Source organism: Pseudomonas sp. Marseille-Q5117 (genome assembly GCF_946901175.1).
Taxonomy (GTDB): domain Bacteria; phylum Pseudomonadota; class Gammaproteobacteria; order Pseudomonadales; family Pseudomonadaceae; genus Aquipseudomonas; species Aquipseudomonas iranensis.
Map to the genome: position 1 here is coordinate 244,092 of NZ_CAMPPP010000005.1, position 19,552 is coordinate 263,643.

Genomic DNA, 19,552 nt, shown 5'->3' on the forward strand with positions numbered 1-19,552 from the left:
GTTTATCGGGCCGGACTTCGACTCCACAGGATGTGTCCATGCCGCTGACCCGCAGACCCCGCCGCAAACGCAGGACCCGCATCGTCGTGACTGTGCTCAGCGGTCTGCTGCCGATCGTACTGGGCAGTGGGATTCTTTATATGCAGGCAGAACGCACACTGCAGCAAAGTGCCGAGGAAACGGCCGAACAAGCGCTGCGACAGTTCGATCGGATGCTCGATAACACGGCAGAAGCCGCTCGGGTCCTGCTGCCGCTTGCCGGGAAAAATTGCGAAGAGGTGAAACTGGCCCTGCGCGAACAAGTGACCCGCCGCCCCTTCGTGCGCTCAACCAATCTGGTCTGGGACAACAATCTCTACTGCAGCTCACTCTTCGGGGCGTTCCAGGAAGCCGTCAATGCCGGGGACTATCATCAAGGCAAACTGTGGTTGATGAACGGCAATCCGGTGACGCCTGATACGGCATTGTTGATCTACCGTCTCAGCGACGGTCGCGGTGGCGCACTGACCACACTGGATGGCTATCACTTGAGCAACATCCTGCGCCTGATCGGCCGCCAGACATTACTGACGTTGCAAGTGGGCGATAACTGGCTGTCCGCCGACGGCAAAGTTCATCAGGGATCACTGCCTGCCCCGCCGGTCGCGCACAGCCTGCTGGAATCCGAGCGTTACGGCTTCAAAGTATCGGCGGGTTTCCCCCAGGGCGAAGTCCGGCGTTACATGGCGGCTGAATATCCTCCGCTGTTCAGTCTGTTGATTTTCTTCGGTGCAATCTCCGGTGCCATTGGCCACTTCGTTCAGAAGCGATCGACCTCGCCCAGCCACGAAATGATGCGCGCACTCGAGGCCGGGGAATTCATTCCGTACTTCCAGCCCGTGGTTCACGGCGACAGCAAGCAGTGGTCGGGCGCTGAAGTGCTGATGCGCTGGAATCACCCGAAAGAGGGGCTGGTACGCCCGGATCTGTTCATTCCATTTGCCGAGCACTCAGGTCTGATCGTGCCGATGACCCGCTCGCTGATGCAACAGACTGCGGCCCTGCTGGGACCGCACTCTGTGAACTTCGCCAAGCCTTTCCATATCGGCATCAACATCAGCGCCAGCCACTGCCAGGATCTGGAGCTGGTCGAGGATTGTCGTGACCTCCTGGCGGCATTTGCGCCCGGCAGCGTCGAACTGGTACTGGAATTGACGGAGCGCGAACTGATCGAGCCGAACGACATCACGCTTCAGCTGTTTGAGCTATTGCATGCACTGGGAGTAAAAATCGCGATCGACGATTTTGGTACCGGGCACTCGAGCCTTGGTTATCTGCGCACCTTCAACGTCGACTTTCTAAAGATCGATCAGAGCTTCGTGGCCATGATCGGCGTAGACGCGTTATCGAGGCATATTCTCGACTCCATCATTGAACTGTCGGCCAAACTGGACTTGGGCATTGTTGCCGAAGGTGTCGAAACTCAGGCCCAGGCTGATTACCTGACCGAGCATAACGTTAACTTTTTGCAGGGCTATTTGTACGGTAGACCGATGCCTGGCGCTGATTTCCTCGAAGCATTAACTCATCATTAAATCGCCGACACTGCCCGCCGAACAACCGCACCAAATTGATACAAAAAGTCATTGTTGTTACATGACGACAACATCAGGATTTACTCTTGTCGCATTAACTACTACAATTTTTTCAACCTGAGCCAGACTGGCAGGTGAGCCAATTATCACCGAGTCGCTTCCAGGCTCTTGGCTTATAGCTTTGTTTGCGGTTGGTATCAGCCAAACACACTATTGGAGTAAAGATATTGTCCAGACTCGCTGAATTTCGCGCAGCTGAAAAGGCCCTTCAGGAACAGCTCAAACAGCTGGAATCGCTGAAGAACGATGCCGGGCTGAAGAAAGAAATCGAATTCGAAGAAAAGCTCCAGGGACTGATGAAAACCTACGGCAAAGGCCTGAAAGACATCATCGCCATCCTTGATCCAAACCCGGCAAAGTCCGGTCTCCAGCAGTCCGCAGCGCCCAAGACCCGCCGCGCCCGCGTGGTCAAGGTTTATCAGAACCCGCACACTGGCGAGCTGATCGAAACCAAGGGCGGCAACCATCGCGGTCTGAAAGCCTGGAAAGAGCAGTACGGTGCAGCCACCGTGGATTCATGGTTGCGCGGTTAATCTGACGCCAACAAAAAGCCCTGCCTGATGCAGGGCTTTTTTATTGACAATATCTAACAAATGAAATGATTTTCATCGAACAAGTTGGAAATTTGTGTAACGCTTCTGAATCATCAGGCTAAACATTTTGCTGCGCGATGTTACCTCAAGCGCTTGATCAAACTATGTGCTTAATCCTTTCCGGTAAGCGGACTGCTGCGAGTTAGTACGAACGTTTATAATTTCAGGCTTTTGCGCGCCGCTTCTATATCGTCGACGCTCGCCTTATAAACCTCGGCCTGTCCGGCATATGAAAGTACGTAAGCCTTGTCTGTTTCCACAGCTGCCACCAACGTTTGTGATAATACGTGTCGACCGTTCTCGGTGACCGTGCAGGTCGTCTCCAGCCCGGACAATGAGCCGAGCGCAGCCGGATGAATTCTGTTGCAGACGCTCTGATAACCACTGCGGAAGAAATCTTTCTGGATCGATTTGCGCATCTCCAGCAGCACGCCTTGCAAATTGACCTGATGCCCCGCCTCCACTTGCGTCATCGTCAACTCCATCACCATCACCTGATTGCCATCAGCATCGAGCTTCACCGCCCGCTGCCGCGAGACTGGCGGCGCGGTGTCCGGCAATGCTTCAACCTCCCAGCCCGTCGGCCAAGTGATACCTGGTTCGGCCATCGCGGGGAAAACCACAGCTGACGACAAAGCAAAAAAAACAAACACGGATTTCAACAGTCGGATCATTGCCGGACGCACTCATGGATAGAAAGCAAAGTCTGAGCCCCGCCTTCGCGCAGGGCAAGCCCGCCTTGCATTTGGCGATGCCGGCCGGCATGCGTATCATTGCGCCCATTCACTCGCCCATTTGTTATTGGAGGGCCCATGAGCCTCAACGAACTGAACACTTTCCCCGGCGTGACTGCCGCGCCAGACAGCGCAACCCGCAACTTCGTGTTCAACCACACCATGCTGCGCGTGAAGGACATCACCAAGTCGCTGGATTTCTACACCCGCGTACTGGGTTTCTCGCTGGTCGAGAAGCGTGATTTCCCGGAAGCCGAGTTCAGCCTGTACTTCCTCGCGCTGGTCGATAAATCACAGATCCCGGCCGACGACGCTGCGCGTACCGAATGGATGAAATCGATCCCGGGCATTCTCGAACTGACCCACAACCACGGCACCGAAAACGATGCCGACTTCTCTTATCACAACGGCAACACCGACCCCCGCGGTTTCGGCCACATCTGCATCTCAGTGCCGGATATCGTCGCTGCGTGTGCACGGTTTGAAGAGCTGGGTTGCGATTTCCAGAAGCGTCTGACCGATGGCCGGATGAAGAGCCTGGCATTTATCAAGGATCCGGATGGTTACTGGGTTGAAATCATTCAGCCTGCGCCGCTGTAAAAGCTGAAAGCCCCTCACCCTAGCCCTCTCCCAGAGGGAGAGGGGACTGATTGCGGGATGTTGGAGAATTACGCCGACTTGAACGATTGGCGGTGAATCCATAATCGACCGGCTCTCTCAGGTCGATGGATGACTTCAGACACCTCGGTCGGCTCCCTCTCCCTCGGGAGAGGGCTGGGGTGAGGGGTGGCTTTCCACGCGCAATAAAAAAACCCAGGATCGCTCATGGGTTTTTTCGTTTTCGACCTGGCAGTTACGCCGGGGCCGAAGTCCGGATCAAGTGATCGAACGCACTCAGCGAAGCCTTGGCGCCCTCGCCCACTGCGATCACGATCTGCTTGTACGGCACAGTCGTCACGTCACCCGCTGCGAAGATCCCCGAGATCGAAGTCTCGCCACGATTATCGACAATGATCTCGCCACGCGGCGACAGCTCGATGGTGCCCTTCAGCCAATCGGTGTTCGGCAGCAGACCGATCTGCACGAAGATGCCTTCCAGCTCAACCGTACGCAGCTCATCTGTGGTGCGATCCTTGTAACGCAGACCGTTGACCTTCTCGCCATTGCCGGTGACTTCAGTGGTTTGCGCACTGGTGATCACGGTGACGTTCGGCAGGCTGTGCAGCTTGCGTTGCAGCACGGCATCGGCACGCAGTTGCACGTCGAATTCCAGCAACGTTACGTGCGACACGATACCGGCCAGATCGATGGCCGCTTCAACGCCGGAGTTACCGCCGCCGATCACCGCCACGCGCTTGCCTTTGAACAACGGGCCGTCGCAGTGCGGGCAGTACGCCACGCCTTTGTTGCGGTATTCCTGCTCGCCCGGAACGTTCATTTCGCGCCAGCGTGCGCCGGTCGCCAGGATTACGCTTTTGGCTTTCAGAGTTGCGCCATTGGCGAAGTGGACTTCGTGCAACTCGCCATTCTTGCCCGGGATCAGCTTGTCGGCGCGTTGCAGGTTCATGATGTCGACGTCGTACTGCTTGACGTGTTCTTCCAGCGCCGTGGCCAGTTTCGGCCCTTCGGTTTCCTGCACGGAAATGAAGTTCTCGATGGCCATGGTATCGAGCACCTGACCGCCGAAACGCTCAGCCGCGACACCGGTGCGGATGCCTTTACGTGCGGCATAAATAGCCGCCGAAGCACCGGCCGGGCCACCGCCGACGACCAGCACGTCAAAGGCTTCTTTGGCGCTGATCTTCTCGGCCTGACGGACGATGGCGCCGGTGTCCAGTTTGGCGAGGATTTCCTCCAGGCCCATGCGGCCTTGGCCGAAGTTTTCACCGTTGAGGTAGATGCTCGGCACGGCCATGATCTTGCGATCGTTGACTTCGTCCTGGAACAGCGCGCCGTCGATGGCGACGTGGCGAATGTTCGGGTTGAGCACGGCCATCAGGTTCAGCGCCTGGACGACGTCCGGGCAGTTCTGGCAAGACAGCGAGAAGTAAGTCTCGAAGGTGAATTCGCCTTTGAGCGAGCGAATCTGCTCTATCACTTCAGCACTGGCTTTCGATGGGTGGCCGCCGACTTGCAGCAGCGCCAGCACCAGCGAGGTGAATTCGTGGCCCATCGGGATGCCGGCAAAACGCAGGCTGATGTCGGCTCCGGGGCGGTTGATCGAGAACGATGGCTTGCGGGCATCGTCACCGCTGTCGATCAAGGTAATCTGGCTCGAAAGACTGGCAACGTCTTTCAGCAGGTCCAACATTTCACGGGATTTCGCACCGTCGTCGAGGGATGCAACGATCTCGATCGGTTGGGTGACCCGTTCCAGGTACGATTTCAACTGGGCTTTAAGATTGGCGTCCAACATACGGGCGATTTCCTTTATTTGAGGCGAAAAAAAGCCCGAGCGAATCTCGCCCGGGCATTTTTATTGGGCGGTGCAGCTAACTTAAGAAGGTGCGGCGTGCCGCCCTGCGTTGCATGTCACAGACTTAGATCTTGCCGACCAGGTCCAGCGACGGAGCCAGAGTGGCCTCGCCTTCTTTCCACTTGGCCGGGCAAACTTCGCCTGGGTGTGCAGCGACGTACTGAGCAGCCTTGATTTTGCGCAGCAGCTCGGAAGCGTCACGGCCAACGCCGCCATCGTTCAGTTCAACGATTTTGATCTGGCCTTCAGGGTTGATCACGAAGGTGCCACGGTCAGCCAGACCAGCTTCTTCGATCAGCACGTCGAAGTTGCGCGAGATGACGTGGGTCGGGTCGCCGATCATGGTGTATTCGATTTTGCCGATGGCTGGCGAAGTGTTGTGCCAGGCAGCGTGAGCAAAGTGGGTGTCGGTCGAAACGCTGTAGATTTCCACGCCCAGCTTCTTGAACTCAGCGTAGTTGTCAGCCAGGTCTTCCAGCTCGGTTGGGCACACGAAGGTGAAGTCGGCTGGGTAGAAGAACACTACGGACCACTTGCCTTTCAAGTCAGCATCCGAGACTTGAACGAAGTCGCCGTTTTTGAACGCGGTAGCTTTGAACGGTTTTACTTGGCTGTTGATGATAGGCATCGATGACTCTCCGTCAGGGGTTATGAAGTTGATGGGTGAATCCTACCCACTCACTCGACGGAAGGCTCATTGGCAAACCTGATACTGCTGATTTGTTTTCGCTATTAGCTGACTGTATTAATAGAAGAAAACGATCTCTACGGTTGCTCCGGCTTATCCATAATCCGAGCCATTCCCTGGAATGGGCTGACCTCAACATAGCGCATGGCGGATTTCATGTCCTTCCAGCCGACGTAACTCATCAACGATTTAAGATCCCAGCCGCTTTGATGCGCCCAGGTGGCAAAGCCACGCCGCAGTGAATGGCTGGTGTAGTTGGCGGCGGCAATCCCGGCGCGCTGCAAGGCCTGGCGCAGCAGCGGAATGATGCTGTTGGCGTGCAAGCCCTCCTCGCTCAGATTGCCCCACCGATCAATGCTTCGGAAAACTGCGCCGCGTACCAGCGCGGCCTCGGTAATCCAGTCGATGTAAGCCTGCACCGGACACAGCTTGAGCAGCGCTGGGGCCTGATAGGTCTGTCCGAGGTTTTCCCGGTCGCCCTTGCTGCGCGGCAGATACAAAGTGATGCCCTTGCCAGCACTCGCCTGCACATGCTCGATTTGCAAACGGCACAATTCGTCGCTGCGAAAGCCGCGCCAGAAGCCCAACAGAATCAGCGCGCGATCACGATACGCCTTGAGCAAGGTCGGGCGGTCCTGTTCCTGGCGGGCCGTCTGCGCCTCCTGTTCCAAGCAATCGATCACTCGTTGCAGATCCTGCAACTGCAACGGTTCGGCCTGTTTTTCCTGCGCCGGATGCAGTGCACGAATGCCCTTGAACACCTTGCGCACCACTGGCGCCTTGGTCGGATCGGCAAAGCCCTGACTGTTGTGCCACTGCGCCAGCGCCGACAGACGCAATTTCAGCGTGTTGATCGACAGAACCCCGGCGTGCTCCACCAGATAGCGCGCAACGCTGTCGGCAGTAGCAGGGAGAAATCCGCCCCACGTCACTTCGAAATGCTCAATGGCCATGCGATAGCTGCGGCGGGTGTTGTCCCGGGTGGCGGCTTGCAGATATCGATCGATGTCACTCATGGGCAGTTTTCTCGCTGGCGTACGGGTTCAGACATGCAGAGGCGCATTTTGCCGCCTGACATTGGGTAATACCAGTATATCCCGTGTGTTTTAATTCAAATATTTACCTATATTTTCAGCATGGTACACTGCGTACTTTAGTGGCATGTACCACAGTACGTAACCGTAGGAGTTCACATGGCCCGTGGCGGCATTACCAAAGCACTGGTGCAAATCGCGCGCACAGCGATCCTGGCTCGCGGCGAACACCCAAGCATCGATGCAGTACGCATCGAAATGGGCAACACCGGCTCGAAAACCACGATCCATCGCTACCTGAAAGAACTGGATGACGGCGCACAACCAGCAGAAGCGTCAGCAGAACCGATCGATGATGAGCTGACCGCCCTCGTCTCTCGCCTCGCCCAGCGCCTGAAAGAACAAGCACAGGAACCCATCGAGCAAGCCCGCGAACAGTTCGAGGAGCAACGCGAAGCACTGGAAACCGAGCTGAAACAGGTTCGCCAGGCGCTGGAAAAACTCGAGCACGATCACGACATTCAAGGCGCCGCACTGCAACGCGAATCTGAAGCGCTGAGCAACACCCGCTCGATGCTGCAAACCGAACAGACGCGCAATGCCGGTCTCAACCAGGCATTGGCCGATTTTGAATTGCGCTTGCAGGACAAGGACGAGCAGATCCGCTCATTGGAAGAAAAACATCTGCACGCCCGCGATGCGCTGGAGCATTACCGCAACGCCACCAAGGAACAGCGCGAGCAGGAGCAGGCCCGCTACGAAGGGCAAATCCAGCAGATCCAGGCCGAACTGCGTCAAGCCCAGCAGAGCGCGTTGGTGCGTCAGGATGAGATCACGCAGCTGCACCGCGACAACGAACGCTTGCTCACCGAAAACCGTGGCACCCAGCGCGAGCTGAATCTGGTGCAGGATCAGCTCAAGCACAGCAATCAACGGCAGGATCAATTGCTCGAGCAAGCGACGCGCATGGACAGCGAGCGCACCCTCCTCCAGGAACGCCTGCGCGTCGCGACGCTGGAAAGCCAGGCGCTCAAGCAGAGCGTTGACGAACAGACGCAGCTCAATCAGTCATTGGAAAAGGAGTTGCTCAAGGCTCAGGCGAGCCTCGAGGACAGCCAGCGTCGGGCGGCTACTGTTGCGGCAGCGCCAGACTCAGCCAAAGCGAAGGACGCTTAAGCGCTGACCGGCGTGCGCATGGTCACAAACTCTTCGGCAGCCGTCGGGTGCACCCCGATGGTGTCGTCGAAGTCGCGCTTGGTCGCGCCCGCCTTCAAGGCAATCGCCAGACCTTGCACGATCTCGCCAGCGTCCGGGCCGACCATGTGGCAGCCAAGCACCTTGTCGGTCTTGGCGTCGACCACCAGCTTCATCAGGGTTTTCTCCTGACAGTCAGTCAGGGTCAGCTTCATCGGGCGGAAGCGGCTTTCGAAGATCACCACTTCGTGGCCACATTCGCGCGCTTCTTCTTCGCTCAAACCGACTGTGCCGATGTTCGGCAGACTGAACACGGCGGTCGGGATCATCTTGTAGTCCACCGAGCGGTATTGCTCCGGCTTGAACAGACGCCGCGCCACAGCCATGCCTTCGGCTAGCGCGACCGGTGTCAGCTGCACGCGACCAATGACGTCGCCCAGCGCCAGAATCGACGGCTCGGTGGTTTGATACTCGTCGTCGACTTTGATGAAGCCCTTGTCGTCGAGCTGAACATCGGTGTTTTCCAGGCCGAGATTGTCGAGCATCGGACGCCGACCGGTGGCGTAGAACACGCAATCGGCTTCGAGTACACGACCATCCTTGAGCGTCGCCTTCAAGCTGCCGTCAGCCTGTTTGTCGATGCGTGCGATGTCGGCATTGAATTGCAGGTCGAGACCGCGCTTGGTCAATTCTTCTTGCAGGTGCTTGCGCACCGCCCCGTCGAAACCACGCAGGAACAGATCGCCGCGATACAGCAGCGTGGTGTTGGCACCAAGGCCATGGAAAATCCCGGCGAACTCGACCGCGATATAACCGCCGCCAACCACCAGCACACGTTTGGGCAACTCTTTGAGGAAGAACGCCTCGTTCGAACCGATTGCATGCTCGTGCCCCGGGATTTCAGGAATCTGCGGCCAGCCGCCGGTGGCGATCAGAATGTGCTTTGCCGTGTAGCGCTCGCCATTGACTTCGACCTCGTGCGGCCCGACGATTTTCGCGTGCGCCTCGTGCAGGGTCACGCCGCTGTTGACCAGCAGATTGCGATAAATGCCGTTGAGGCGATTGATTTCACGGTCCTTGTTGGCGATCAGCGTGGCCCAGTCGAAGTTGGCTTCGCCCAGGTTCCAGCCGAAACCGGACGCCTGCTCGAAGTCCTCGGCAAAATGCGCGCCGTAAACCAACAGCTTTTTCGGCACGCAGCCGACGTTGACGCAGGTGCCGCCCAGGTAACGGCTCTCGGCCCCCGCCACTTTCGCCCCGAAGCCTGCGGCAAACCGCGCAGCTCGCACACCGCCGGAACCGGCACCAATCACATAAAGGTCAAAATCGTAGGCCATTTCTATCTCCTCGGCAGGCCATCAGCATACCCGCAGTCATCCATTGGGCAAGCACTGCCATCCATATAAGGGCGGAAAATGAAAAAGCCACCCGAAGGTGGCTTTCTTTTGCAGACGAGGCAAACGCTATCAGTAAGCTTTGCCAGTCTTGTAGAAGTTTTCGAAGCAGAAGTTGGTCGCGTCGATGTAGCCTTCAGCGCCACCGCAGTCGAAACGCTTGCCCTTGAACTTGTAGGCCATGACGCAGCCGTTCTGGGCCTGCTTCATCAGGGCGTCGGTAATCTGGATTTCACCGCCCTTGCCTGGCTCGGTCTGTTCGATCAGGTCGAAGATGTCCGGGGTCAGGATGTAGCGACCGATGATCGCCAGGTTCGACGGAGCGTCTTCCGGCTTTGGCTTCTCTACCATGCTGTGTACGCGGTAGATGTCGTCGCGGATCATTTCGCCAGCGATTACGCCGTACTTGTTGGTTTCCTGCGGATCGACTTCCTGGATAGCGACGATCGAGCAACGGAACTGCTTGTACAGCTTGACCATCTGGGTCAGCACGCCGTCGCCGTCGATGTTGACGCACAGGTCGTCCGCCAGAACCACGGCGAACGGTTCGTCACCGATCAGCGGGCGGCCAGTCAGGATCGCGTGACCCAGACCTTTCATTTCGGTCTGACGGGTGTAGGAGAACGAGCACTCGTCCAACAGCTTGCGGATGCCTACCAGGTACTTTTCCTTGTCGGTGCCCTTGATCTGGTTTTCCAGCTCGTAACTGATGTCGAAGTGGTCTTCCAGAGCACGCTTGCCACGGCCGGTGACGATGGAAATCTCAGTCAGGCCCGCGTCCAGTGCTTCTTCAACGCCGTACTGGATCAGTGGCTTGTTTACCACCGGCAGCATTTCTTTAGGCATGGCTTTGGTCGCTGGGAGGAAGCGAGTGCCGTAACCGGCTGCTGGAAACAAGCATTTCTTGATCATATAAGTCCTTGAAAAGGCTGTGTGTACGAGTTTCGAGGCAGTCTAATCAGGCGGCGTGCGCCTTACAATGCCCCGCGCTGGCTAACCGATGCCAACATAGAGAAATATTCGCGCGGATAGTTCCATCCGGGTATTTCAGCGGCGGAGTCAGCGTAGCTCAAGATCCGGGCAAACAGGATCACCATACGCTTATCAGCCCCCAATGCGAGCATTTGCCGCTATCATGGCGTCTTTGAACCACCGAACGAGAATGACCAGATGGCTGCGGTAAAAATCATCAACGGGTATGTGATCGACAAGAAAGACGGCAAGTGGACGCTGACAACCACTAATGGCGAACATATCGCCGGGCCTTTCGACAGCGAGCAGATGGCGACGGATGTAGCCTCGGTGTTCACCGATACACCTGCTTCTTCCAAGCGCCGTGGCAAAGATCAGGACTGATCCTGCCAGCACTTGCGCCAAGCCCTGCCAGAACGCAGGGCTTTTTTCTGCCTTGTTGGCAAACAAGTGGCCAATCGCTATAACCTTTTCATCGCGGCGCTGTCAGAGCATCCAGTCCCCACTTGAAGATCACGCAACCATGAACCTGAACAAACTGCAGCCGCTTCTCGCGGTATTGGTATTGAGCGGCTGTGCCACTTCGCAGCCAACCTATCTGAACAATGGCGAACAGGGTCTGAGCATCGATTGCTCCGGCGAAGCCAATTCCTGGGCGATGTGCTACGAAAAAGCCGATGCATCCTGCGCTGGCACCGGTTATCGCATCGTTGGCACCGATGGCACGCCGGCGCCCAAGGAAGATGACAAAACCCTCGGCGTTGACGTTGGCAATTACAAGACCCGCAACGTCGTGGTCGTCTGCAAGTAAGCCTTACATGTGGATTTCGGCGAACTTGATCCCGAGGCCACGGACGACCTCGACCAGATCGTCGAGACGATTGAAGGACTCGACTTCATCATTGTCATCCACCAAAAAGTAGCTGCGCCCTGCACTCTTCTTGAAAAACACGATCCACTCACCGGGATTTGCCGGGTTCTGGATGACATGGGTGGCAGAGATAAGGCCCTCTGCGTGGCGCTCCCGCACGTGCTCTCGCTTCATCGCGACTCCATAAATGACAATGCCGCCACAGCACGACTGTGACGGCATCGGGTGCTGATGTTCGCTAGTCTATCAGCCGGAAATACAGGCGTTCGCGGCTTTCTGCACATCGTGAGGGCGGACCGGCACGTTGGACATGCGCTCATGCAGCTTGATGCTGCTGCCACCAGCGCGATCTTCGATATCAAACACGGCTGCCGGGCCTGACGAAAGTTTGCCGGGAACGATGACTCGTACACCGTCCTTCTGCGGCTGGACTTGCAACGCACCACGACTGTCAGCGAGCTTGTCGGTCAGACACTGCGCATACTCCTGGGGCTTTTTGCCGGAAATCACGCTCATGGTTGGCAGCGTTTCATTGATTTCCGAAACATTTGCACAACCGGCCATCGCCAGAATCAACGGCACACACACCACACCCCACTTCATATCAATCCTCCGTCAAAGACCGTCCGACAGCACAAATGCCGCTTTTCTCCGGGGCCTTGTGCATTTAACCCGCCCGCCGTGGCGAAGTTCTGTTCAAAATTTGTCAAAGCAACGCCCGACGGCCAGATAATAACCCGTGCGGGCTGATAAACTGCGCCCATCGACAAGCTATCGTTTTGATTTAGTAGAAAAAGCCCTTCTGGAGGCGCCCATGAAATTCATTCACCAGCGCGAGCACCTCAACGAAGACGACATCGTCGTCATTCAGTGCTCGCAGATGTGCAACATCCGTTTGATGAACGACGCCAACTTCCGCAGCTTCAAAAACGGCGGCCGTCACACCTACCACGGCGGCGCGTTCGACACTTTCCCGGCGCGCATCACTGCACCGAGCACCGGCTTCTGGAACATCACCATCGACACCGTCAACCGCCGCGCAATCAGCGTGACGCGCAAGCCGACGCTGACCCATTCGATCAAGATCATCCGTCGCTCCAGCACTAAACTGAGCTGAGACGCACAGCCTATTCTGAAAGGGAAACATGACCGTGGCGCAAAAAACCAAATACGTGATCAAGTACAAACTGGACGGTGAACAGCGTTTCGAATTCGCCGAACTGGAAACCGGCACTGACGAGGAAGCGAAAGCGGCGCTGAAGAAAATGCACGCTGACGAAGAACTCAGTGACATCAAGGTCAGCAAAGCGCTGTAACCGAATCATGCAACCGACCACGTTTGACCTGTTCGCCGACAACGAACCCGTACAGCAAGCCCGCGCCGAGCAGATCGGCGAACAATCGTGGGTGCTGCGCGGGTTTGCCTTGCCACGGGTCGATCAACTGCTGACCGAGCTCGAAGCCATTCTGGCTGCCGCCCCGCTGCGCCACATGGTTACCCCCGGCGGTTTCAGCATGTCGGTCGGCACCAGCAGTTGCGGGCAACTGGGGTGGATTACCGATCGCAGCGGTTACCGTTATTCCAGCGTCGATCCACTCAGCGGTTTGCCGTGGCCGTCGATGCCGGCGGTGTTTGCCGATTTGGCCCACGAGGCGGCGGAACGCGCCGGCTTCGCGGGTTTTCAGGCCGACTCCTGCCTGATCAACCAATACGTCCCCGGCGCCAAGATGTCGCTGCATCAGGACAAGGACGAAAAGGGTTATGCCGCGCCCATCGTTTCGTTGTCGCTGGGGTTGCCGGCAATGTTTCTGTTCGGCGGTTTCGAACGCAGCGATAAAACCCGGCGCATCCCGCTGCTGCATGGCGACATGGTGGTCTGGGGCGGCGTGGACCGTCTGCGCTATCACGGCGTGCTGCCAATCAAACCCGGCCATCACCCGCTCTTGGGCGAACGGCGCATCAACATCACCTTCCGCGTTGCTGGCGATCAGTAAAAGTTTGACCGCAAGGCGCGGAGTGTCGCGGGTTACGATGCTGGTTAACCTGACTCAAACAGGTCAACGGATTCCCTCTCATGGACACGCTTTCGAAGACGATCAGAACTGAAGACGATCCACGCTGGGCCGCCGTGGTTGCGCGCGATCCGCGTGCGGACGGGCATTTTGTCTACGCAGTAAAAACCACCGGCGTTTATTGCCGACCGAGCAGCCTTGCGCGCGTGCCCAAACCGCAGAATGTCGAGTTTTTCGACACCGCCGAAATGGCCGAAGCAGCGGGATACCGGGCAAGCAAACGCGCCAGCAAGGACCAGAATGACGCGCAGCGCGCGGCGATCATCGCAGCGGCCTGCCGGCAGATCGAAGCGTGCGAGACATTGCCCGCGCTCGACAGCCTTGCCGCCAGCGCCGGCCTTAGCCCTTTTCATTTTCATCGAGTATTCAAAGCTGCAACAGGCCTGACGCCCAAGGCTTACGCCATGGCGCATCGTTCGCGCAAGCTGCGTGCGCGCCTGGCGGACGGCCGCTCGGTGACCGACGCGCTGTACGACGCCGGATTCAATTCCAACAGCCGTTTCTACGAATCAGCCGATCAACTGCTGGGCATGAAGCCCACCGACTATCGCGCCGCCGGGCAGAACAACGACATTCGCTTTGCCGTTGGCCAATGCTCGCTTGGGGCAATTCTGGTGGCGCAAAGCGAACGTGGGATTTGCGCGATTCTGCTCGGCGACGATCCGCATCAGTTGGTCTGCAACCTGCAGGATCAGTTTCGCAACGCCAACCTGATCGGCGCCGACAGCGAATTTGAACAGTTGATCGCCAGCGTCGTCGGCTTTGTCGAAGCGCCCGCGACGGGCCTGAACTTGCCGCTGGATATACGCGGCACCGCGTTTCAGGAGCGCGTCTGGCAGGCGCTGCGCGAGATTCCCGCAGGCAGCACCGCCAGTTACGCCGAGATCGCGCAACGCATTGGCGCGCCGACTTCGATGCGTGCGGTGGCCCAGGCTTGCGGGGCCAACCGCCTGGCGGTGGCGATTCCCTGCCACCGCGTGGTGCGCAGCGATGGCAACCTTTCCGGCTACCGCTGGGGCGTCGAGCGCAAACGCCAACTGCTTGAGCGCGAACTCAACGATTGACGTCGATCACCACCCTGCCCCGCAGTTGCCCGGCAAGCAGTTTGGGCGCAGCCTCAAGGGCTTCGCTCAAACTGATTTCCTGACTGATCAGTTGCAATAAAGAGAAATCCAGATCCCTGGCCAGTCGGTCCCAGGCCTCGATACGGCGTGCTTTGGGCTGGGTCACGCTGTTGATTCCAGCCAGCGTCACGCCGCGCAGAATGAACGGCGCTACCGAGGCCGGAAAGTCCATGCCTTGCGCCAACCCGCATGCCGCAACCACGCCTTCCGAACGCGTGCTCGCGCAAGCGTTGGCCAACGTGTGGCTTCCGACCGAATCGACCACCGCCGCCCAACGTTCCTTTGCCAATGGCTTGCCCGGTTCGGACAAGGTGGCGCGATCAATGATTTCGGCAGCGCCCAATTGCTCCAGGTATTCATGCTCGGACACGCGGCCGGTGGATGCCACCACGCGGTATCCCAATTTGCTGAGCAAGGCGATGGCAAAGCTGCCGACCCCGCCGTTGGCGCCAGTGACCAACACTTCACCGTGATCCGGCGTCACGCCATGGCGCTCCAGCGCCAGAATGCACAGCATCGCCGTGTAGCCGGCGGTGCCGATGGCCATGGCTTGCGCCGGGGTGAAAGCTTCGGGCAGTGGAATCAGCCAGTCACCGTTAAGCCGGGCCTTTTGCGCCAGTCCGCCCCAGTGGCTTTCACCGACGCCCCAACCGTTGAGCAGCACCCGATCGCCCGCCTTGAAATCGGCATGCGAACTGGACTCGACAGTCCCCGCCAGATCGATCCCCGGAACCATGGGGAACTTGCGCACCACCGGGCTGCTGCCGGTGATCGCCAGGCCGTCTTTGAAATTCAGCGTGCTGTACGCGACGTTCACGCTGACGTTGCCTTCGGGCAGTTGCTGTTCATCGATTTGCTGCAACTTGGCGCGATAACCGCTGTCGTCTTTGTCGATCAGGATGGCGTTGAACATGACGGCCTCTCGAAAATGATTTGGAAAAAGCATGCCTTGAAATAGCACATCGCAACACATTGCCACACTCGACTTTGCGCTAACGGCTCGATCTGCCGGGTAAATCCACGGCGGGCGGCTATGCTTTTTCGACGGTTGTGTTTTCCCGGTTTTGCCTTGCGAACCGGTGTGTCGATGGAGCTGACGATGCCTTTCCTGAGCGCTTTACCCTCGCTGCTGATGTTATGTCTGCTGACACTTGGCAATGCCTGGGCAGCCACACCAGCGGCAAAGCCGAACGCGGCGCCAAGCGAGCCGACATGGCCGCAGGTGATCAGCAGCGGCAAGAGCAAGCTGACGGTGTATCAGCCGCAGCTCGACAGCTGGGACGGCTATACGCTCAATGCCCGCGCGGCGGTCGAAGCCACGGCTGCCGATGGCAAGTCCACCTACGGCATCGTCCAGTTCAGCGCCCATACCCTCGTCGACAAGGCCACCCGCTGGGTCGCGCTTGATCAGTACCAAATCATCAAGGCCGATTTCCCCGCCGATGCGAAACAGGCCGACACGTGGCTCGCCATCCTGAAAAAAGATGCCGAGAGCCGCAAGAAAACCATTTCACTGGATCAGCTGGAAGCAGCGGTTGGGGTGCTCCACGCTGAACAGAAAGCCGACAGTGCGCCCTTGGAAAACACGCCGCCGACCATTATCAGCTCCGACAGCCCGGCAATCCTCGTGTACATCGACGGCGAGGCGGCTTACCGGCCGGTGGAAGGAACGGAGCTGCAACGGGTGATCAACACGCGCCCACTTCTGCTCAAGGACGCCGAAGGCAAACACTACCTGCATGTATTTGACGGCTGGATGATTGCCGATCAATTGGCCGGCGATTACACGCGCCTCGCTGCACCGCCGGCCAGTCTGGAAAAAGCCAAACAGGCGGCGATCAAGAGCCGCCAGGTGGACATGCTCACCGGGCAAGGTGACCCGAAGGACAAGATTCCCAGCCTGGCCAAGCCGCCGCAGCCGAAAATCTTCATCGCCACCACGCCAACGGAACTGTTGGTGACCGACGGCGCCGCGCAATGGCAACCGATTCAGGGCACCAGCCTGTTGTACGTGAGCAACACCACCGGGCACATCTTCAAGGAAATCGGCGACCAGAGCAGTTACGTACTGATCTCCGGGCGCTGGTTCCGCGCCAGCGACATGAGCGGGCCATGGACCTTTGTCCCGGCAGACAAGCTGCCGGCCGACTTTGCCAATATTCCTGACGACAGCGCCAAAGAGAACGTCAAGGCCTCGGTAGCCGGCACGCCACAGGCACAGGAGGCGGCCATTGCGGCGACCATCCCGCAGACCTCGGCGATCAAGAAAAGCGCGGTGAAGATGACGGCGCCGCAGTTCGACGGCGAGCCGCAGCTCAAAGCGATCAGCAATACGCCGCTGCAATACGTGATCAACAGCGCCACACCGATCATCCGTGTCGACAGCGACAGCTGGTGGGCGGTGGAAAATGGTATCTGGTTCAGCGCTCCCTCGGTGAACGGTCCGTGGAGCGTGGCCACTTCAGTGCCAGCGGTGATTTATTCGATTCCGCCCAGCTCACCGATGCATTACCTCACCTACGTCAAAGTCTACGAATCCAGTGGCGACACCGTTGTGGTTGGCTACACACCGGGCTATCAGGGCTCGAACGTTGATCCGGCGACTGGCGTTGTGGTGTACGGCACCGGTTATCCGTATACGCCGTGGGTCGGTAGCGTCTGGTACGGGCCGCCGGTGACCTATGGTTTCGGCGTCGCGATTCGTTACACGCCGTGGACTGGCTGGACCTTCGGCTTCGGATTCGGTTGGAGCTGGGGCGGCAACACTGTCGCCATGGGCTGGGGCTGGGGTGCATATCCATGGTGGGGCAATTATGGCTGGGTCTATGCGTGGGGCCCGCGTCTCTACCCGGCGCCGCTGGCCTGGGGTGGCGCAGCCTACGGTTATCGCGGCGGCGCGGTGGCCTGGGGTCCGGGTGGCTGGGCCGGAACCACCGGCAATCTTTATCATCAGTGGGGTGATCGCGCGACGGTCAGCCGTTATGGCGCCGGCTACAACGCCTGGACCGGCAATCGCTGGGCCGGTCAGGTTGGCGCCTCATACAACTCGCGTACCGGCATTGCCGCCGCCGGGCAACGTGGCGCGGTGCACAACGCCTACACCGGCAATTACGCTGCCGGGCGCAGCGGCGTGGCAGTCGGCCCGAACGGCGGCGCCATCGCCGGAGAACGGGTTAGCGCTGGCAACGTCCGCAGCGGCACTCACGTCAGTGCCAATCGCGGCGCCGTTTACAACCCCAATACCGGCAACACCACGCAATACGGCGGTATCCATGGCCGCAACGGCGGTGCGGCGCGCGTCGGCGACAATGTGTATGCCGGGCGCGACGGCAACGTCTACAAGAAAACCGACAATGGATGGCAGTCGGTGGCCGGCAGCAGTGCCAACCGAACCCTACCTGCGAACAACAATGCGCAGCTGCAAAACCTCAATCGCGAATCCGCCGCGCGCAATCTTGGCAACCATCGCACCCACAATTACAACCGGTCTTCGCAAATGATGAACCGCTCGTTTGGCGGTGGTGGAGGTGGCGGATTGCACCGACGCTGAAAAACTGCACGTAATGTTCAGAATTTCAGACTGGCCCCGCATCCGGTTTTGCTGTTAAAAACCGCGTGCCGTCCCTGCCCGTTTCATCGTTCGGAGAATTGCTATATGAGCCAGTGGCCAGACACCCGCATCCTTGATCTTCTCGGTATCGAACTGCCGATCATCCAGGGCCCGATGGCCGGGGCGACCAACTCTTCGATGGTGATTGCCGTGTGCAATGCTGGCGGCCTCGGTTCTATGCCGGCAGCGATGCTGAGCAGCGAGCAACTGCGCGAAGAACTGAAGACGATTCGCCAGCACACCACCAAGCCGTTCAACGTCAATTTCTTCTGCCATCAGCCACCGGCGCCTGATGAACAGCAAGCCCGTGACTGGAAAAACCTGCTCGAACCTTACTACCGTGAATTGGGTGCCGATTTCGACGCGCCGACGCCGGTGTCCAATCGCGCACCGTTCGACGAAGCAGCGTGTACAGTGCTCGAAGAGCTCCGACCCGAGGTGGTGAGTTTCCATTTCGGGTTACCGGAAAAAACCCTGCTTGATCGAGTCAAGGCAACCGGGGCGAAAATCATTTCGTCTGCGACTACGGTCGAAGAAGCGATCTGGCTGGAGCAACACGGCTGCGATGCGATCATCGCCATGGGTTATGAGGCCGGTGGGCATCGCGGGATGTTTCTCAGCGATGATCTGAGCACCCAGGTCGGCACCTTCGCCCTGGTGCCGCAGGTGGTCGACGCGGTGAAAGTGCCGGTGATCGCGGCGGGCGCGATCAGCGATGCGCGAGGCGTTGCCGCAGCTTTCATGCTCGGCGCCTCGGCGGTGCAAGTCGGCACGGCGTACCTGTTCACGCCGGAAGCCAAAGTCAGCGCCTCACACCACAAGGCCCTGCGCACCGCCAAGGAAAGCGAGACGGCTATCACCAACATTTTCACTGGGCGTCCGGCGCGGGGCATTCTCAATCGGGTCATGCGTGAACTCGGCCCGATGTCAGCGCAGGCGCCGGCCTTCCCCTTGGCCGGCGGTGCGCTGATGCCGCTGCGGGCCAAGGATGACGCCGACTTTGCCAACCTCTGGGCCGGTCAGGCGTTGACGCTGGGCAAGGATATCGGCAGCGCTGAGCTGACCCGGCAACTGGCCGAGGGAGCATTGGCCAAACTCAACCGCCACTGAATTTATGCGGCGAACGGATTTATTCCCTCGCCACTAGGCGGCGTA

General features: G+C 58.6%; 21 protein-coding genes. 12 read left to right on the forward strand and 9 right to left on the reverse strand.

The window, feature by feature from the left end; translation table 11 throughout:
- The first annotated feature begins 38 nt into the window (after positions 1-38).
- Both OC605_RS11155 and OC605_RS11160 read left to right on the forward strand, forming a co-directional pair.
- Complete coding sequence (locus tag OC605_RS11155) at positions 39-1,574, forward strand: EAL domain-containing protein (protein WP_262137104.1); 1,536 nt, start codon at positions 39-41, stop codon at positions 1,572-1,574.
- 227 nt (positions 1,575-1,801) lie between these two features.
- Positions 1,802-2,167, forward strand: a complete 366-nt coding sequence (locus tag OC605_RS11160) for a histone-like nucleoid-structuring protein, MvaT/MvaU family (RefSeq protein WP_016774912.1) — start codon at positions 1,802-1,804, stop codon at positions 2,165-2,167.
- A gap of 215 nt (positions 2,168-2,382) precedes the next feature.
- Here OC605_RS11160 and OC605_RS11165 read toward each other — a convergent pair whose 3' ends face one another.
- Positions 2,383-2,901, reverse strand: coding sequence for a DUF4946 domain-containing protein (locus tag OC605_RS11165; RefSeq protein ID WP_262137106.1), 519 nt, complete (start codon positions 2,899-2,901; stop codon positions 2,383-2,385).
- Positions 2,902-3,039: 138 nt separating this feature from the next.
- Here OC605_RS11165 and gloA point away from each other — a divergent pair, with 138 nt between their 5' ends.
- On the forward strand, positions 3,040-3,561 hold the full coding sequence (gloA, locus tag OC605_RS11170) for a lactoylglutathione lyase (protein WP_186569116.1): 522 nt from the start codon (positions 3,040-3,042) through the stop codon (positions 3,559-3,561).
- Between the two features lie 253 nt (positions 3,562-3,814).
- Here gloA and ahpF read toward each other — a convergent pair whose 3' ends face one another.
- The 3 genes from ahpF to OC605_RS11185 form a co-directional block, all read right to left on the reverse strand.
- Positions 3,815-5,377, reverse strand: coding sequence for an alkyl hydroperoxide reductase subunit F (gene ahpF, locus OC605_RS11175; protein WP_262137109.1), 1,563 nt, complete (start codon positions 5,375-5,377; stop codon positions 3,815-3,817).
- Positions 5,378-5,501: 124 nt separating this feature from the next.
- Positions 5,502-6,065: an alkyl hydroperoxide reductase subunit C gene (gene ahpC / locus OC605_RS11180; RefSeq protein ID WP_016774916.1), complete on the reverse strand. Its 564-nt coding sequence runs from the start codon at positions 6,063-6,065 to the stop codon at positions 5,502-5,504.
- A 137-nt stretch (positions 6,066-6,202) separates the two neighbouring features.
- The gene (locus tag OC605_RS11185; protein WP_262137111.1) at positions 6,203-7,141 is read right to left on the reverse strand and encodes a site-specific integrase; all 939 of its coding nucleotides are present in this window, start codon (positions 7,139-7,141) and stop codon (positions 6,203-6,205) included.
- 177 nt (positions 7,142-7,318) lie between these two features.
- Between OC605_RS11185 and OC605_RS11190 the strand changes: the two genes are divergently transcribed.
- A complete protein-coding gene (locus OC605_RS11190; protein WP_262137113.1) occupies positions 7,319-8,335 on the forward strand; it encodes a DNA-binding protein in 1,017 nt (338 codons plus the stop codon).
- Here OC605_RS11190 and gorA read toward each other — a convergent pair.
- Both gorA and galU read right to left on the reverse strand, forming a co-directional pair.
- A complete protein-coding gene (gorA, locus tag OC605_RS11195; protein ID WP_262137115.1) occupies positions 8,332-9,690 on the reverse strand; it encodes a glutathione-disulfide reductase in 1,359 nt (452 codons plus the stop codon). The genes OC605_RS11190 and gorA overlap by 4 nt on opposite strands.
- Positions 9,691-9,819: 129 nt before the next feature.
- Positions 9,820-10,659, reverse strand: coding sequence for a UTP--glucose-1-phosphate uridylyltransferase GalU (galU, locus tag OC605_RS11200; RefSeq protein ID WP_024013124.1), 840 nt, complete (start codon positions 10,657-10,659; stop codon positions 9,820-9,822).
- 258 nt (positions 10,660-10,917) lie between these two features.
- Between galU and OC605_RS11205 the strand changes: the two genes are divergently transcribed.
- Together OC605_RS11205 and OC605_RS11210 are read left to right on the forward strand one after the other, a co-directional pair.
- Positions 10,918-11,103 carry a hypothetical protein gene (locus tag OC605_RS11205; protein WP_016774922.1) on the forward strand — a complete coding sequence of 62 codons (186 nt, stop codon included), beginning with the start codon at positions 10,918-10,920 and terminating at the stop codon, positions 11,101-11,103.
- A gap of 139 nt (positions 11,104-11,242) precedes the next feature.
- Positions 11,243-11,530 carry a hypothetical protein gene (locus OC605_RS11210; RefSeq protein ID WP_071172599.1) on the forward strand — a complete coding sequence of 96 codons (288 nt, stop codon included), beginning with the start codon at positions 11,243-11,245 and terminating at the stop codon, positions 11,528-11,530.
- Positions 11,531-11,533: 3 nt separating this feature from the next.
- Here OC605_RS11210 and OC605_RS11215 read toward each other — a convergent pair whose 3' ends face one another.
- Positions 11,534-11,764: a hypothetical protein gene (locus tag OC605_RS11215; protein ID WP_262137117.1), complete on the reverse strand. Its 231-nt coding sequence runs from the start codon at positions 11,762-11,764 to the stop codon at positions 11,534-11,536.
- A gap of 72 nt (positions 11,765-11,836) precedes the next feature.
- Positions 11,837-12,193, reverse strand: coding sequence for a hypothetical protein (locus OC605_RS11220; protein ID WP_071172600.1), 357 nt, complete (start codon positions 12,191-12,193; stop codon positions 11,837-11,839).
- Between the two features lie 211 nt (positions 12,194-12,404).
- Between OC605_RS11220 and OC605_RS11225 the strand changes: the two genes are divergently transcribed.
- From OC605_RS11225 to ada, 4 genes are all read left to right on the forward strand, one after another.
- Positions 12,405-12,707: a DUF1883 domain-containing protein gene (locus OC605_RS11225; protein WP_007912251.1), complete on the forward strand. Its 303-nt coding sequence runs from the start codon at positions 12,405-12,407 to the stop codon at positions 12,705-12,707.
- 28 nt (positions 12,708-12,735) lie between these two features.
- The gene (locus tag OC605_RS11230) at positions 12,736-12,906 is read left to right on the forward strand and encodes a hypothetical protein (RefSeq protein ID WP_016774926.1); all 171 of its coding nucleotides are present in this window, start codon (positions 12,736-12,738) and stop codon (positions 12,904-12,906) included.
- 7 nt (positions 12,907-12,913) lie between these two features.
- Positions 12,914-13,585, forward strand: a complete 672-nt coding sequence (alkB, locus tag OC605_RS11235) for a DNA oxidative demethylase AlkB (protein ID WP_262137121.1) — start codon at positions 12,914-12,916, stop codon at positions 13,583-13,585.
- Between the two features lie 80 nt (positions 13,586-13,665).
- Complete coding sequence (gene ada / locus OC605_RS11240) at positions 13,666-14,727, forward strand: bifunctional DNA-binding transcriptional regulator/O6-methylguanine-DNA methyltransferase Ada (RefSeq protein WP_262137122.1); 1,062 nt, start codon at positions 13,666-13,668, stop codon at positions 14,725-14,727.
- Here ada and OC605_RS11245 read toward each other — a convergent pair.
- Positions 14,717-15,700, reverse strand: coding sequence for an MDR family oxidoreductase (locus tag OC605_RS11245; RefSeq protein ID WP_262137124.1), 984 nt, complete (start codon positions 15,698-15,700; stop codon positions 14,717-14,719). The genes ada and OC605_RS11245 overlap by 11 nt on opposite strands.
- 186 nt (positions 15,701-15,886) lie before the next feature.
- Between OC605_RS11245 and OC605_RS11250 the strand changes: the two genes are divergently transcribed.
- Both OC605_RS11250 and OC605_RS11255 read left to right on the forward strand, forming a co-directional pair.
- Positions 15,887-18,337 (forward strand): autotransporter, encoded by a 2,451-nt coding sequence (locus OC605_RS11250; RefSeq protein ID WP_262137125.1) that lies wholly within the window; start codon positions 15,887-15,889, stop codon positions 18,335-18,337.
- Between the two features lie 105 nt (positions 18,338-18,442).
- A complete protein-coding gene (locus tag OC605_RS11255; RefSeq protein ID WP_262137127.1) occupies positions 18,443-19,507 on the forward strand; it encodes an NAD(P)H-dependent flavin oxidoreductase in 1,065 nt (354 codons plus the stop codon).
- Positions 19,508-19,552: the final 45 nt, after the last annotated feature.

Coding starts and splice junctions, on each gene's coding strand:
- OC605_RS11155 (WP_262137104.1), top strand. CDS start 39: ATGCCGCTGACCCGCAGACCCCGCCGCAAACGCAGGACCCGCATCGTC.
- OC605_RS11165 (WP_262137106.1), bottom strand. CDS start 2,901: ATGATCCGACTGTTGAAATCCGTGTTTGTTTTTTTTGCTTTGTCGTCA.
- gloA (WP_186569116.1), top strand. CDS start 3,040: ATGAGCCTCAACGAACTGAACACTTTCCCCGGCGTGACTGCCGCGCCA.
- ahpF (WP_262137109.1), bottom strand. CDS start 5,377: ATGTTGGACGCCAATCTTAAAGCCCAGTTGAAATCGTACCTGGAACGG.
- ahpC (WP_016774916.1), bottom strand. CDS start 6,065: ATGCCTATCATCAACAGCCAAGTAAAACCGTTCAAAGCTACCGCGTTC.
- OC605_RS11185 (WP_262137111.1), bottom strand. CDS start 7,141: ATGAGTGACATCGATCGATATCTGCAAGCCGCCACCCGGGACAACACC.
- OC605_RS11190 (WP_262137113.1), top strand. CDS start 7,319: ATGGCCCGTGGCGGCATTACCAAAGCACTGGTGCAAATCGCGCGCACA.
- gorA (WP_262137115.1), bottom strand. CDS start 9,690: ATGGCCTACGATTTTGACCTTTATGTGATTGGTGCCGGTTCCGGCGGT.
- galU (WP_024013124.1), bottom strand. CDS start 10,659: ATGATCAAGAAATGCTTGTTTCCAGCAGCCGGTTACGGCACTCGCTTC.
- OC605_RS11205 (WP_016774922.1), top strand. CDS start 10,918: ATGGCTGCGGTAAAAATCATCAACGGGTATGTGATCGACAAGAAAGAC.
- OC605_RS11210 (WP_071172599.1), top strand. CDS start 11,243: ATGAACCTGAACAAACTGCAGCCGCTTCTCGCGGTATTGGTATTGAGC.
- OC605_RS11215 (WP_262137117.1), bottom strand. CDS start 11,764: ATGAAGCGAGAGCACGTGCGGGAGCGCCACGCAGAGGGCCTTATCTCT.
- OC605_RS11220 (WP_071172600.1), bottom strand. CDS start 12,193: ATGAAGTGGGGTGTGGTGTGTGTGCCGTTGATTCTGGCGATGGCCGGT.
- OC605_RS11225 (WP_007912251.1), top strand. CDS start 12,405: ATGAAATTCATTCACCAGCGCGAGCACCTCAACGAAGACGACATCGTC.
- OC605_RS11230 (WP_016774926.1), top strand. CDS start 12,736: ATGACCGTGGCGCAAAAAACCAAATACGTGATCAAGTACAAACTGGAC.
- alkB (WP_262137121.1), top strand. CDS start 12,914: ATGCAACCGACCACGTTTGACCTGTTCGCCGACAACGAACCCGTACAG.
- ada (WP_262137122.1), top strand. CDS start 13,666: ATGGACACGCTTTCGAAGACGATCAGAACTGAAGACGATCCACGCTGG.
- OC605_RS11245 (WP_262137124.1), bottom strand. CDS start 15,700: ATGTTCAACGCCATCCTGATCGACAAAGACGACAGCGGTTATCGCGCC.
- OC605_RS11250 (WP_262137125.1), top strand. CDS start 15,887: ATGCCTTTCCTGAGCGCTTTACCCTCGCTGCTGATGTTATGTCTGCTG.
- OC605_RS11255 (WP_262137127.1), top strand. CDS start 18,443: ATGAGCCAGTGGCCAGACACCCGCATCCTTGATCTTCTCGGTATCGAA.